The sequence below is a fragment of the Xanthomonas sp. WHRI 7064 genome (genome assembly GCF_040202355.2).
Taxonomy (GTDB): domain Bacteria; phylum Pseudomonadota; class Gammaproteobacteria; order Xanthomonadales; family Xanthomonadaceae; genus Xanthomonas; species Xanthomonas arboricola.
Genome location: NZ_CP167821.1, coordinates 4,684,976 through 4,696,761, shown reverse-complemented (window position 1 = coordinate 4,696,761; position 11,786 = coordinate 4,684,976). Strand labels below are relative to the sequence as shown.

At 63.8% G+C, this 11,786-nt stretch carries 13 protein-coding genes; 6 read left to right on the top strand and 7 right to left on the bottom strand.

The window, feature by feature from the left end; genetic code table 11:
* The first annotated feature begins 72 nt into the window (after nt 1-72).
* Together ABQY74_RS19995 and ABQY74_RS19990 are read left to right on the top strand one after the other, a co-directional pair.
* Nucleotides 73-1,260, top strand: coding sequence for an endo-1,4-beta-xylanase (locus tag ABQY74_RS19995; protein WP_372469983.1), 1,188 nt, complete (start codon nt 73-75; stop codon nt 1,258-1,260).
* Nucleotides 1,261-1,336: 76 nt separating this feature from the next.
* Nucleotides 1,337-2,383 carry an SMP-30/gluconolactonase/LRE family protein gene (locus ABQY74_RS19990; RefSeq protein ID WP_349794653.1) on the top strand — a complete coding sequence of 349 codons (1,047 nt, stop codon included), beginning with the start codon at nt 1,337-1,339 and terminating at the stop codon, nt 2,381-2,383.
* 206 nt (nt 2,384-2,589) lie between these two features.
* Here ABQY74_RS19990 and ABQY74_RS19985 read toward each other — a convergent pair whose 3' ends face one another.
* Both ABQY74_RS19985 and ABQY74_RS19980 read right to left on the bottom strand, forming a co-directional pair.
* Nucleotides 2,590-3,486, bottom strand: a complete 897-nt coding sequence (locus ABQY74_RS19985; protein ID WP_349794651.1) for a DUF3800 domain-containing protein — start codon at nt 3,484-3,486, stop codon at nt 2,590-2,592.
* A 117-nt stretch (nt 3,487-3,603) separates the two neighbouring features.
* Entirely contained in the window at nt 3,604-4,647 is a 1,044-nt protein-coding gene (locus tag ABQY74_RS19980; protein WP_349794649.1) for a kelch repeat-containing protein, read from the bottom strand.
* A 162-nt stretch (nt 4,648-4,809) separates the two neighbouring features.
* Between ABQY74_RS19980 and ABQY74_RS19975 the strand changes: the two genes are divergently transcribed.
* Complete coding sequence (locus ABQY74_RS19975) at nt 4,810-5,820, top strand: DNA-binding protein (protein WP_202863775.1); 1,011 nt, start codon at nt 4,810-4,812, stop codon at nt 5,818-5,820.
* Nucleotides 5,821-5,900: 80 nt separating this feature from the next.
* Here ABQY74_RS19975 and ABQY74_RS19970 read toward each other — a convergent pair whose 3' ends face one another.
* On the bottom strand, nt 5,901-6,059 hold the full coding sequence (locus tag ABQY74_RS19970) for a DUF2256 domain-containing protein (protein WP_046346114.1): 159 nt from the start codon (nt 6,057-6,059) through the stop codon (nt 5,901-5,903).
* A 227-nt stretch (nt 6,060-6,286) separates the two neighbouring features.
* Between ABQY74_RS19970 and ABQY74_RS19965 the strand changes: the two genes are divergently transcribed.
* The gene (locus ABQY74_RS19965) at nt 6,287-6,709 is read left to right on the top strand and encodes a hypothetical protein (protein WP_115510023.1); all 423 of its coding nucleotides are present in this window, start codon (nt 6,287-6,289) and stop codon (nt 6,707-6,709) included.
* Between the two features lie 72 nt (nt 6,710-6,781).
* The gene (locus tag ABQY74_RS19960) at nt 6,782-7,153 is read left to right on the top strand and encodes a hypothetical protein (RefSeq protein ID WP_115510022.1); all 372 of its coding nucleotides are present in this window, start codon (nt 6,782-6,784) and stop codon (nt 7,151-7,153) included.
* Nucleotides 7,154-7,219: 66 nt separating this feature from the next.
* Here the strand turns inward: ABQY74_RS19960 and ABQY74_RS19955 are convergent, their stop codons facing one another.
* The 3 genes from ABQY74_RS19955 to ABQY74_RS19945 form a co-directional block, all read right to left on the bottom strand.
* Nucleotides 7,220-8,224 carry a 2-hydroxyacid dehydrogenase gene (locus ABQY74_RS19955; protein WP_115510021.1) on the bottom strand — a complete coding sequence of 335 codons (1,005 nt, stop codon included), beginning with the start codon at nt 8,222-8,224 and terminating at the stop codon, nt 7,220-7,222.
* 232 nt (nt 8,225-8,456) lie between these two features.
* The gene (locus ABQY74_RS19950; RefSeq protein ID WP_172454289.1) at nt 8,457-8,615 is read right to left on the bottom strand and encodes a DUF2256 domain-containing protein; all 159 of its coding nucleotides are present in this window, start codon (nt 8,613-8,615) and stop codon (nt 8,457-8,459) included.
* A 280-nt stretch (nt 8,616-8,895) separates the two neighbouring features.
* The gene (locus ABQY74_RS19945) at nt 8,896-9,186 is read right to left on the bottom strand and encodes a SymE family type I addiction module toxin (RefSeq protein WP_047125057.1); all 291 of its coding nucleotides are present in this window, start codon (nt 9,184-9,186) and stop codon (nt 8,896-8,898) included.
* Nucleotides 9,187-9,659: 473 nt separating this feature from the next.
* On the opposite strand from ABQY74_RS19945, the gene ABQY74_RS19940 reads away from it, so the two are divergent.
* A complete protein-coding gene (locus ABQY74_RS19940; RefSeq protein WP_054591734.1) occupies nt 9,660-10,046 on the top strand; it encodes a VOC family protein in 387 nt (128 codons plus the stop codon).
* Nucleotides 10,047-10,196: 150 nt separating this feature from the next.
* Here ABQY74_RS19940 and ABQY74_RS19935 read toward each other — a convergent pair whose 3' ends face one another.
* Nucleotides 10,197-11,660 carry a mannitol dehydrogenase family protein gene (locus ABQY74_RS19935; protein WP_349794690.1) on the bottom strand — a complete coding sequence of 488 codons (1,464 nt, stop codon included), beginning with the start codon at nt 11,658-11,660 and terminating at the stop codon, nt 10,197-10,199.
* Between the last annotated feature and the right edge of the window lie 126 nt (nt 11,661-11,786).

Sequence of the window (11,786 nt, the reverse complement as noted above, 5' to 3'; positions counted from 1 at the left end):
CGCACGCTGCACTCCAGTGTGCGTGCCTGCGTCCCGGTCAGTTGCCCATGCCTTCCTCATCGAGCTGCCTCCATGTTCGCACCTCCGCAGTTTTCCTTCTTATTGCTGGCCGGCATGGTGGGTGGCAGCGCGATCGCCAGCGCTGCGCCGTCGGCGGTTGCCACCTCTCCCTGTCCGGGGCAGACGCTCAAGCAGGTCTATGCCGATGCCTTCCTGATCGGTACGGCCGTCAATGCCGAGATCGTGTCAGGCCACGACGCCGCGTCCGCGGCCTTGGTCGCCTGCCACTTCAACGCGCTCACGCCCGAGAACGTGATGAAGGCCGAAGTGGTCTCGCCGCGTCGCGGCATCAACGATTTTTCCGCCGCCGATGCCTTCGTCGATGACGCGCGTGCGCAGCATATGTTCGTGGTCGGTCACACGCTGGTGTGGCACAACCAGACGCCGGACTGGTTCTTCACCACCGCTGATGGCCAGCCCAATACGCCGGCGCAGCAGCTGGAGCGCATGCGCGCGCACATCGAGCGCGTGGCGGGGCGCTACGTCGGCAAGGTGCAGGCCTGGGACGTGGTCAATGAGATCATCGACGAAGACGGCAGTTACCGCGATACCAACTGGGTGCAGCGTGTCGGCGATGGCGACACCGTGGTGCGCAACGCCTTCACCTTTGCCCAACGGTATGCGCCGGATGCGGAGCTCTACTACAACGATTTCAACGCATGGCGGCCGAGCAAGCGCGATGGCATCGTGCGCATGGTCAGGATGCTGCAGCAATCGGGCATCCGCATCGATGGCGTCGGCATGCAGGGACACTGGGGGCTCAACTATCCCAGCCTGCGCGATATCGAAGACGCCATCGATGCCTACGCCGCGCTCGGCATCAAGGTCATGATCACCGAGCTGGACATCGACGTGTTGCCGCTCACCAGGGAAGGCCAGGTCATCGGGACCGGGCTTGCACACAAGCAGTTCCAGCTGCCGGAATTCAAGCGCTTTCTCGACCCGTATCGCGAGGGTTTGCCTCCGCAGGTGCAGGCGCAGCTGCGCGATCGCTACGCCGAGTTGTTCGCGCTGTTCTGGCGCAAGCGCGACAAACTCGCACGCGTCAGCGTGTGGGGTGTCAGCGACGGCATGTCCTGGAAGAACGATTACCCCGTGCCGGGCCGTACCAACTATCCGCTATTGTTCGATCGCAATCACCAGCCCAAGCCGGCGCTGGATGCGGTGCTGGCGGTACCCGCGCACGCTGGCGGGCGCTAGCACGGCCGCCGGCGTGCGCAGCAGGCCTGCACACACATGGTGGCATCATGGCCCGACTTCGTTACTGGACTGACCGATGCGCTTGCCGCCCTATCTGCTGTTGGCCGTTCCGCTGCTGGCAATCCTCGCCGCCTGCACCAGGAAGGAGGTGCCGCCACCGCGCTTTGCCGCGATCGGGCATCTGCAGAGCTTCGATCGCAGCTTCAGCGAGGTGGTCGCTGGCGATGCGCGCATCGAGAAGCTCAGCGAAGGCTTCACCTGGTCCGAAGGCCCGGCCTGGGTCCGCAACGGTGGCTATCTGCTGTTCACCGATGTGCCGGAAAACAAGCTCTATCGCTGGTCCGAGGACGCAGGCCTGTCGGTCCTGCTATCGCCATCCGGTTACAGCGGCCCGGAGCAGGCCACGCTGCGCGAAGCCGGCGCCAATGGGCTGTATGCCGAACCGGGCGGCACTGTGTTGCTGGCCGATTCGGGCACGCGCATCGTCGCCAGGCTCGACCCGGCCACGCGCAAGAAGACGCCGCTGGCGACGCAGTTCGAAGGCCACCGTTTCAACAGCCCCAACGATCTTGTCCGCCGTAGCGATGGCGTGGTGTTCTTCACCGACCCGCCGTACGGCCTGAAGGGCATGAACGATTCGCCGGTCAAGGAGCTGCGCTACAACGGCGTCTACCGGCTGGACACCGACGGCAGCGTGCATCTGCTGGACGACAGTCTCAGCCTTCCTAACGGCATCGCACTGTCGCCCGATGCGCGCACCCTGTACGTGGCCAATTCCGATCCGGAGCGCCCGATCTGGATGGCCTACACGCTCGACGCAGCCGGTGCGGTGACCGGCAAGCGCGTGTTCGCCGACGCCTCCGATCTGGTCGCCAAGGACTCGCCCGGCCTGCCCGACGGCATGGCGGTCTCCGCCGACGGCCACCTGTTCGCCACCGGCCCCGGCGGCGTCATCGTGTTCGCCCCCGATGGCCGCAGGCTGGGCCGTATTGAAACCGGTGAACCCATCTCCAACTGCGCCTTCGGCAACGACGGCCATACGCTGTACATGACCTCCCACGCGATGCTGGCGCGGGTGCGGGTCAAGGCGCTTGGGTTGGAGTTCGCGCAATCGCCGCTTTAGTAGGAGCGGCCCTGGCCGCGATGGAGCTTTACCCATCGCCTTGTGTTGCAAGCCGTTTTTCTTTCAGCAATCACAACAGCTGATGGATGCGATGTGCTGACAGACCGGTTTTGTAGCAGGCAACCTTGAATTCTTCGGTCCAGAACCCTAGACTCGCACCCTAAGTGGACTGGGGGTTCCCGGTCGGCGTCATAGCCTCGGTGAGATCACCGGGGCTTTTCGCTTTCTGGCGGCGGGAAAATTTTCAGGCCCCAACCTTCATAGTCGACACCCAATTGACGCCGGCCTTGCGTGCAGAAGAATTTTCGCTGCAGCACGTCGAATGCGCGATTGGGATGATCCGGGCGAAGTACCGATAGCCCGATGGGCCGCGCAACGAGGTCAGCCAGTTGCAAGCCAGATGAGTTGGCCTTTTTGTCCGCAAAGACGATGGTGAAGGGAAGTTGCCGGCCCCAGCGGTTTGCGTCGTCGCAGATCCGCCTGAATTCCAGCTCCAGATCGCGGTCTTCCTTCTTGCCACGGCATTCAACCACCACGTGCGTTGCAACGTTGTCCTGCTTCTTTTCCTGCATCAGTTCGAAAAGTGTTTCCAGGCAGAATGCGAGCGCCAGGTGGTAGGGATTGTCTGCGGTCTGGGCCTTTTCCTTCAGCCGTGTCTTGTCGATGACACAGCTAATCAGGATGAAGTTATGCGACTCGATGATGCCCGTCAGCTCGTCCAGAAAAATCGTCTTTTCCAACCGATCATTGAAGCGGAAATGTCCCTTTTCCTTGCGGATGTCATGCTCGTGGAGAATCACCACGTCATGCCCGAAATGCCTGAACTTGAATGACTCAATGGCGGGAACCACGTGTTGCGCGTAGTGGCCTTTGTGGAAGACACACAAGGCCAGCACAAACACCGGATAGTTGGGATCTACCGACTCCAGGCCGTGGTCGCCGCTTTCATCGACATAGACGATGTAATTGCTGTAACGCGGGTCGGCAGCCGCCAGCAGTGGCGATGTTGCCGGCTCGCCTTCCGCCTGTACCAGTGGCAGCGAAAATTGCCCGGCAACGCCAGGCATCGTTGATGGCGTGTGATCTGATCCACGTTTCGACATGACCACTCCCTGGCGCTGCACACTGAACAACGATGCGGCAGATTAGATCCTCATCTGCAGAGGCACAATTTTCAACCGGGTCTCTCGCAGCATGCCGCACGCGGGAGTCGGCATGGCCTATTGCGCGCTGCTTTCATGCAGTACCAGCACATCATCCAGCTCCGGCCCGCCGCCGCGGTTGCCGCTGCCCGCCACGATGTACAGCGCGTTGCCGACCGCTGCGGCCTGGGTGCCGTGGCGCCCTTGCGGCAGCGAAGCCAGGGTCTGCCAGGTGGAGGTGGCCGGGTCGTAGGCTTCGACCTCGTCGTGCGCCTTGACCTGGCGCGTGCTCTCGCCGCCCATGACCAGCAGCTGGCCATTGCGTGCAATGGCGGCGGCACCGGCGCGCGGCGTCGGCAGCGCGGCCGGGGCAACGCTCCAGGTGCCGCGCTGGATGTCATAGACATCGACTTCGGAAATCGTCTGCGCCAAGGTGTTGCCACTTTCGTGCGAGGACCTGCGGCCACCGGCGGCATACAGCTTGCCGTCGAGCACCACTGCATGGAAGTGATCGCGCGCACGCGGTGCGTCGGCCAGCTGCGTCCATCGCTGCGTCCTGGTGTCGAACGCATCCAGCCACGGCACATACCCGCTCATATGGCCGCGCGTGTTGCCGCCGACCAGGTACAGCACGCCGTCGTGCGCCACCGCGCCTGCCGCGCCGCGGCGACGGCCTTTGGGAATCTCCGCGCCGGCCTGCCAGCGATCAGTGGCAGGGTCGTAGATCAACAGGTGGGTCAGCGCGGCTTCTTCCGGGTAGTCGCCGGTCAGGCCGCCGACGACGTAGATCTTCCCCGACGACACCACCGCCTGCGCATGGCTGACCGCCAGCGGCGGCGTGCTGCCCTTGGACCAGCGGCGTGTTGTGGTATCGAAGATGTCCAGCGGGCGGTCGTCGCGCCCTCCGATCAGATAGAGCCTATCGCCGACCGACACCAGGCTGTTCTCATGGCGCGCATGCGGTCTGTCGTGCGGGGTCAGCGTCTGCCAGGAGGCTGCCTGCTTCGCTTGTGCCGAGGTGGCCACCGGCACCGCCTTGTCGGTGGCCTGACCAAGCGCGGGGAAAGTGCCGATCGCGGCAGCAAACAGGCTTGCGCGGAACCAGCTCGTCAACAGGCGCATGCAGCACTCTTCCGATGGCGTGGGCAGGCCAGTGTAGCGACACGCGCGCGATGATCCACTCGCACAAGCAAGCCGATCCAGCGCCAGGTCGCGCGTGCTTGCGCATTGCCGTGATGTCCCCCGGCAGGCTGCCTAGGCAGTCCTGGCTGCCGGCTTCTTCACATGCAGCAGCACCGCGCATGCGAACACTACGGCAACGCGATACGACAGGAGAAAGGTGTGGCACGCAAACCGGCAAAGCAGGCGTCTTCGACAACACCACCCAAGACAGTTGCCGACGCGGCGGCACGCGGACTGCGGTTGCGCGAGCAGCATGGGCGTGGTGGCACCGCAATCGGCGTTGCGCGTGCGCGCGATCTTTCGGCACGGAAATCGCTTTCCACGCAGACCATCCGGCGCATGCATGCGTACTTCGCGCGCCACAACGTGGACAAGACTGGTAAGGGCTGGGCCGACCGTAGCGCGCCATCGGCCGGCTACATTGCCTGGCTGCTCTGGGGCGGCGATGCCGGCCAGCGCTGGGCGGCGCGGCTGTACCAGCGTCTGGAAGAGGCGGCGAGCGCGAAGACCCCGGCAGGAAAACGAGCAAGCGCGACCACGACGGCCGCCGCCCATGCCGGTGCCGCGGATAAGCGCACCCCGAAGAAGACCGCGAGAAAGAAGGCGGTCGCAAAGAAAGCAACCGGAACGTCGCCAGCGAGGAAACCGTCGGCAACACAGGCCGCGACCAAGAAAACGAGCGCCGGTAACGCAGCGACGCGCAAGTCGGCGCCCTCGGCCGGTGCCCGCAAGGCGACCGGCAAGAAGGCAGTCAAGAAGGCAGTCAAGAAGACTGCGGCCAGGAAATCTCCTGCAAAGAAGGCAGCATCGACGAAGAAAGCGGTAAACAAGACGGTCGCCCGCCGAACTGCAGCCGGGAAGAGCGCTTCCACGCGCGGTGCAGCGCAGAAAGGCACAAGCAAGACGTCTGCGCCATGGAAAAGGCCCAACCCCAAGAGTCGCTCGCGCTCAGGTCCGCTGTCCCCGGCGCAGAAGGCACAGGCCAGACAACGCGCCAAGGCAGCAGGCCGCCCCTATCCCAATCTGGTGGACAACATGGCAGTGGCAGGTAAAGGCAGCGCTGCCAAGCGGGCGAGTGGATCGGGTGCTGCGAAAAAAGCTGGTAAACGTTAGCCGCAACCGGCTGTCAGAATGGCCGAACCCGCTCGGCTCAGGCGCGACGGCACGGGAGAGACGGGTTGTGCGTGAGCAGGCTATTGTTCCGGGCGCTGCCGCTTGCTGTTTCGGCGGCATTGGTCCGAACAATACTTCACCTCGTCCCACACCTTTTCCCACTTCTTGCGCCAGCAGAAGGGTCGCCTGCATTGAACGCAGAGCTTTTCCGGCAAGTTCTGCTTCTTGTGGGCGGCCATGGGAAGGCGGACGTCGGACGCTGTGCGGCAGGGGTTCAAGCATGCCATAGCGATGCATTGGGCCGAAGCGTCCGCCGCTCCACGAGATGCGTCGGCGGGCTTGGCAGCGTGGTCGTGAAAGCGGCACGCGCAGTGTCTATAGTGATGCAGGTTGGCTTGTGCCGAGATGGAACGAGCCTCCCCAACGCGGGGACATGCACTCGCCTCATCATCAGACAAGGACGCCCATGAAGCTGTTTCCACTTCTGCTATCTGCCCTGCTGTACGGCATTTCGCTGTGCCTTCCTGCACTGCATGGTGGTGATGATCAACTGGGTGGATTTGTCATCCTGCTACTTGGCTGGATGCAGGTGCTCGATGGCCAGTGCCTGGCCTGGATGAGTAACCCGCTGTTCCTGCTGGCATGGCTGTGTTATTTCCTCAAGGCGGACAAGATGGCGGCGGCACTGTTGGTAGCGGCTTGCCTGATCGGGTTGGATACCTTTCGCGCAACCCGGTTCGACAAGAACGAGGCTGGCCAGCAAGTCATGATCGATCACGTGGGCGCCGCATTCTATGTGTGGGAGTTGAGCTTTGTGGTCCTGCTCGTGCTGGTGCTGACGCGCATCTTCAATACATCCGGCGGCAGCCAGGGCGTCCGGGTATCGTGACCGACAGGCAAGCCAAGATGTCTGAATGGTGCAGATCTGCATGACATCCAGAGAGCGCTCAGGACCATCGACATGTGGCCGATCAACTTGAACCGCAGGGCGGTCATTGCCATCACCACGCTGGCGATTGCCTGCATCGCATCCAATCCGGAGGTTGCAGCGGCCATACCACTGCTGGAGATGGTGGGTATCGACGTGTTTGTACACTTGTTGGCAAGCCGGCTGGACCCGGTTCTGCTGCAGGGCGTGGCGCCGGTGATCCGGGATGCATACATGCGCCGGGGCCACAGGTTGGTGCGGCCACTGGGCCATGCAGTCAACTGCCGCCTGGGTGGGTACTTGCGGCAGGTGAGCTGGTACACCGGTCAGCTGGGGCTGGCCGCCGCGGTTGGTTGCACGCGGATCTGTGCGCTGCGTCGCCAGGCAACTGCCGTACCGGCTTGAACCCGAGTAGCACGACAGAGGAGTCGATGCGTCGAACTTGCGCAGGTGGTGAGCGAGAAGGTGCCGCTAAGGTGCCGGAACACGATTCGCGCATGGGGAACCGGCAGCGAAATCGGCAAGGTTGCGCAGGGTGATGTCGGAGATCTCCTGCAATGCCTCGGCGGTGAAGAATCCCTGGTGCCCGGTCACCAGCACATTGGGGAATGTCATCAGGCGCTGAAACGCTTCGTCGTCGATGATCTCGCCCGAGCGGTCCTGGAAGAACAACGCGCTTTCCTGCTCGTAGACATCGATGGCCAGATGGCCGAGCTGGCGGGACTTGAGCGCGCGGATCACCGCATCGGTATCCACCAAGCCACCGCGCGAGGTGTTGACCAGCATCGCCCCCGGCTTCATCGACGCCAGCGCCGCGTCATCGATCAGGTGCTGCGTTGCCGGTGTCAGCGGGCAGTGCAGCGAGACGATGTCCGAGCGGGCGAACAGCGTCTCCAGCTCCACCCGCTGCCCGAGCGCATCGAAGCCAGGCGTGGGATAAGGATCAAAGCCCAGCACATCGCAGCCCATCCCTTGAAAGATACGCGCAGTCGCCAGCCCGATCTTGCCCAGCCCGATCAGGCCCACCGTCTTGCCGTGCAAGGTGCGGCCGAGCAGGCCATTGAGCATGAAGTTGCCCTCGCGCACGCGGTTGTAGGCGCGGTGCGTCTGGCGGTTGAGGGTCATGACCAGCGCCAGGGTGTGCTCGGCCACCGCTTCGGGCGAGTAGGCCGGCACGCGTGCCACGAACAGCCCAAGTGCGGTGGCCGCAGCGAGATCCACATTGTTGAAACCGGCACAGCGCAGCAGCACCGCGCGCACACCGGCCGCGTGCAGTGCCTGCAGCACGGGCGCATCGAGCTGGTCGTTGACGAACACGCAGACCACCTCGCAGCCCTGCGCCAACGCTGCCGTCTGCAGATCGAGCGATGCCTCGAAATAAACGAACTCGGCTGCACATTGCGTGCCTAGGCGTAGTTTCGCTTCATCGAGAAAGCGCTTGTCGTAAGGGCGCGTGCTGAAGACAGCCATTTTCATGCAGAGAACTCCATCGATACGGAAGGACAGTGACCCATCAGATGCCATGTGTCTGCCACTGACATTCGCCAATCAGTGCGGATGTGGCTAGCTCAAGCGGCGGCATGGACGTCAGCCTGACGGATAGAGTCTAAGCATGTCGCGCACCAACACTACGCGCATGCGTCGGTGTGCGCTGGTTTGGCGATGGGGTTGCGCGTGTTGTCGATCGGCGATCAACACACCGCGTAGGTCACGGAGTCGGACGCGTTCGCTTGCTCTCGCCACGGCAACGGTCGGAGCAGTACTTCACCTCGTCCCACACGCGCTCCCACTTCTTGCGCCAACGAAACGGCCGCCCGCATTGCATGCAGGGTTTTTCCGGCAACTCGTGTTTCTTGCGCATGGCCATGTGGCGCTTGAACCTGTCCGAAAGTGGGTGGGGCGTAGGTGAGGCCAAGCATGTCATGTCGAGCGATGTGGTGCAGATGCCATTGCAGGCAAGATGCTCTCTGCCGCCGACACCCCTGCGCTTGCTGCTCCGCACCGCAACAGACACCTCTGCTCTCACGCGCAAACAGGAACAGCCGGCCTCCCTTCTCCAATCCAGACAAGAGCAGGATGTGTCCCTTCTCCCGTGCACGGGAGAAGGAACCGCAAAGCGCCGGGCAAGGGTGCTCGCCCCAGGCGTGTCACCTGCGGCGCGATCTCACCGCTGGTACCGCAGGCGCCACGCGGCTGATCAACAACACGCCGCGTCCCACCGTCACCCGCAAGGCATCACCCACTGCGAAACCGCAGTGTTCCAGCCAGCGCCCGGACAGCCGCAGCTTGGGCACCGCGCAACCGATGACATCCTCGGCACGCCGCACGTCGTAGTGCTGGTAGCTCATGGTGACCCGCTCTGGAATGCGGAAGCCGGGCTTGCGCAAGGGCGGGGTAGGCGCCAGCGCTGGATCCACCGCTGGCTCAGCGTCGGTCATGCTGGCGGCCGGGCGGTGCTTGGATCTGGCGCGTGTCACAACAGATCGACTGGAAGGCGATGCAGCGCGTGCACGGGCGGTTGCTTTTGGACGGGTCATATCGAACTCCTTGTGCGATAGGAAGTCCGCCGCATCGCTGCTAAACGAGGGTGGCGGACGATGCGCGGTTAGCAGACCGGTCACAAGGAACCGGCAGACCTTGCGGTCTCCGCGCACCGCCCGCCGTAAAGCGAGCACGCCTGCCCATGCGATAAGTCGGGCAAAAGAAAAGCGCCGACATCGTGCAATGGGCGCTGGTGCGCCTTGTGATTACGGGCTGCTAAACCCGGCTGCGGAATGTGCCGCAGCAGAGCGATCTTGCTACTCGCCAACACAGCGAGTCAAGACAGCACGGCACGGCTCCCAACCGATCCCTCGTATCTGGCGTATCGTTGTGCTCAAAGACGGCTTCGTTATCCCACTACGAGAAAGCGATGACTTCCACTGCTGAAACGCCAGACCGTGCGATCCCACTGCTCCCCGGTCGCTCGATCGAACACACGGTCGCCTTCTATCGGCGGCTGGGCTTTGTCGGCGACGCGCACCCGCACGATGCGGGCTACGCGATCCTGACGCGTGGCGAGGTGGAGCTGCATTTCTTCGCGCACCCGGACCTGGATCCTGCGGCCTGCTATGCGGGCTGCTATATCCGGGTTGGCGATGTCGATGCGGTCTACGCCGCCATGCGTGCCGCGCAGCTTCCGGCACACGGCATCCCCAGGCTCGATGCTGTCAGCGACAAGCCCTGGGGCATGCGGGAATTTGCGCTTGTCGATGAGAGCGGCAATCTGATCAGGATTGGACAGGTAATCGGTAGCTAGGCGTCCAATCGCCCGCTACATTTGCTTACCTGCATATCCGGAGCAGGCCATCGACCAGGTGGCACGATATACACGCTGCCCGACATCGCACCATGCGGACATCGGGCCTTTCTGGCATGCGGTGTCAGCCGGCGATGCGTATGCCGTGCATCACCGTGCATCGATTGCCAGCTGTATCTCTGATGGTGTTGCAGTGCCCAGCGCAGCATAGGCAGCGCGCAGTGCCTCCACAAAACACGCATCGCCAGAGGGCGCGGCGAACACCGCATCCACGGTGAGGAATGCCGCGATGTCATGGCTGGCATCGCCTGTGGTCGAACGGGCGATGTCGCTGAGGACCTCGCTCAGTGGATCGACCAGGGTAATGCCGTTGGCCGCCTGCCTGCGCACGAACTGCAGCCAGGCCGCTACCGGAATGCAGAGCCGGTCGACCCGGCGCCCGGCGTCCAATGCATCGCTGATGACGCCGAGCAGACGCACCGGAATCTTTTGCGAGCCGTCCCAGGCGATCTGGGCGAGCAGGTGGCGGATGGCGGGGTTGCGGAAGCGGGCGAGGATGGCGTCGATATAGTGCCGCGGGTCGAAGCCCGGCATGCGTTGCAGGGTGGGGGCGATGTCCTCGCGCATCAGGGTTTCGACAAACGCGGCCAGTTGCGTGTGGCGCATGGCGTCGGCGACGGTTTCCAGATCGAGCAGGCTGCCGAGATAGGCGAGTGCGGAGTGCGGGCCGTTGAGCAGGCGCAGTTTGGCGCGTGCATAGCCGGCGATATCGTCGCTGAGAATCACCCCTGCGCTTTCGAAGGCGGGGCGGCCGTTGCAGAAGCGGTCTTCGATCACCCACTGGCTGTAGCGCTCGCGCTGGATCGGCCAGGCGTCGTGCAGACCGGTTTGCGCGTGTACGTTGGTGCGCAGTGCGTCGTCGGTGGCGGGGGTGATGCTGTCCACCATCGAGCGCGGAAAGCTGACCTGCCGGTCGATCCATGCCGCAAGCGCGGGATCGGTTTGCCGTGCGAGCAGCAAGACTGCGCGGCGTAGCAGGTTGCCGTTGTCGGGCAGGTTGTCGCAGCTGAGCACGCTGAACGGTGCGCTGCCCTGCTGCCTGCGTTGTTGCAGGCCGGCGACCAGGTAGCCGATGGCGCTGCGCGGTGTACCGGGGTTGGCGATGTCGTGCGCGATGTCGGGATGGGCGAGGTCGAGCGTGTCGCCGGCCAGGCAATAGCCTTTTTCGGTGATGGTGAGGGTGACCAGGCGCACGACGGGATCGGCCAGGCGCGCGAGCACGGCGGTTTGTTCGTCGGCTGCGCACAGCACCTCGCGGATGGCGCCGATGATGCGTAGCTGCGGGTGCTCGTCGAGCAGGGCGAGGGTGTAGAGGCCGTCTTGTGGGCGCAGGGCGTCGCGCACCCTTGGGCTGTGTAGCGAGACGGCGCAGATGGCCCAGGTGGGATCTTGCGCGAGCAGGTCAGCGATGTAGACGGCCTGGTGGGCGCGGTGGAAGGCGCCAGCGCCTAGATGGACGATGCCGATGGTGGTCTGTTTGGGGTCGTAGCTGGGAGTGAGGACGGTGGTTGGTAGGTGCGCGAGTGTTGCGATGGAGAGCGTTGGAATTGGCATGGGTTTTTGTTTGGAATCGTGGGGGTGCTGCAAGTTCGCCTGTGGCCGTACCCTCACCCCAACCCCCGCTCCGCGCCCCGGCCCACGTCTTGCGACGTGGGCGCTCCAAGGCGCGCGCGCCAGTGG

Bases quoted from the DNA above. Each gene is read 5' to 3' on its own strand.
- ABQY74_RS19995 (WP_372469983.1), top strand. From the start codon at position 73: ATGTTCGCACCTCCGCAGTTTTCCTTCTTATTGCTGGCCGGCATGGTG.
- ABQY74_RS19990 (WP_349794653.1), top strand. From the start codon at position 1,337: ATGCGCTTGCCGCCCTATCTGCTGTTGGCCGTTCCGCTGCTGGCAATC.
- ABQY74_RS19985 (WP_349794651.1), bottom strand. From the start codon at position 3,486: ATGTCGAAACGTGGATCAGATCACACGCCATCAACGATGCCTGGCGTT.
- ABQY74_RS19980 (WP_349794649.1), bottom strand. From the start codon at position 4,647: ATGCGCCTGTTGACGAGCTGGTTCCGCGCAAGCCTGTTTGCTGCCGCG.
- ABQY74_RS19975 (WP_202863775.1), top strand. From the start codon at position 4,810: ATGCAGCAGCACCGCGCATGCGAACACTACGGCAACGCGATACGACAG.
- ABQY74_RS19970 (WP_046346114.1), bottom strand. From the start codon at position 6,059: ATGGCCGCCCACAAGAAGCAGAACTTGCCGGAAAAGCTCTGCGTTCAA.
- ABQY74_RS19965 (WP_115510023.1), top strand. From the start codon at position 6,287: ATGAAGCTGTTTCCACTTCTGCTATCTGCCCTGCTGTACGGCATTTCG.
- ABQY74_RS19960 (WP_115510022.1), top strand. From the start codon at position 6,782: ATGTGGCCGATCAACTTGAACCGCAGGGCGGTCATTGCCATCACCACG.
- ABQY74_RS19955 (WP_115510021.1), bottom strand. From the start codon at position 8,224: ATGAAAATGGCTGTCTTCAGCACGCGCCCTTACGACAAGCGCTTTCTC.
- ABQY74_RS19950 (WP_172454289.1), bottom strand. From the start codon at position 8,615: ATGGCCATGCGCAAGAAACACGAGTTGCCGGAAAAACCCTGCATGCAA.
- ABQY74_RS19945 (WP_047125057.1), bottom strand. From the start codon at position 9,186: ATGACCGACGCTGAGCCAGCGGTGGATCCAGCGCTGGCGCCTACCCCG.
- ABQY74_RS19940 (WP_054591734.1), top strand. From the start codon at position 9,660: ATGACTTCCACTGCTGAAACGCCAGACCGTGCGATCCCACTGCTCCCC.
- ABQY74_RS19935 (WP_349794690.1), bottom strand. From the start codon at position 11,660: ATGCCAATTCCAACGCTCTCCATCGCAACACTCGCGCACCTACCAACC.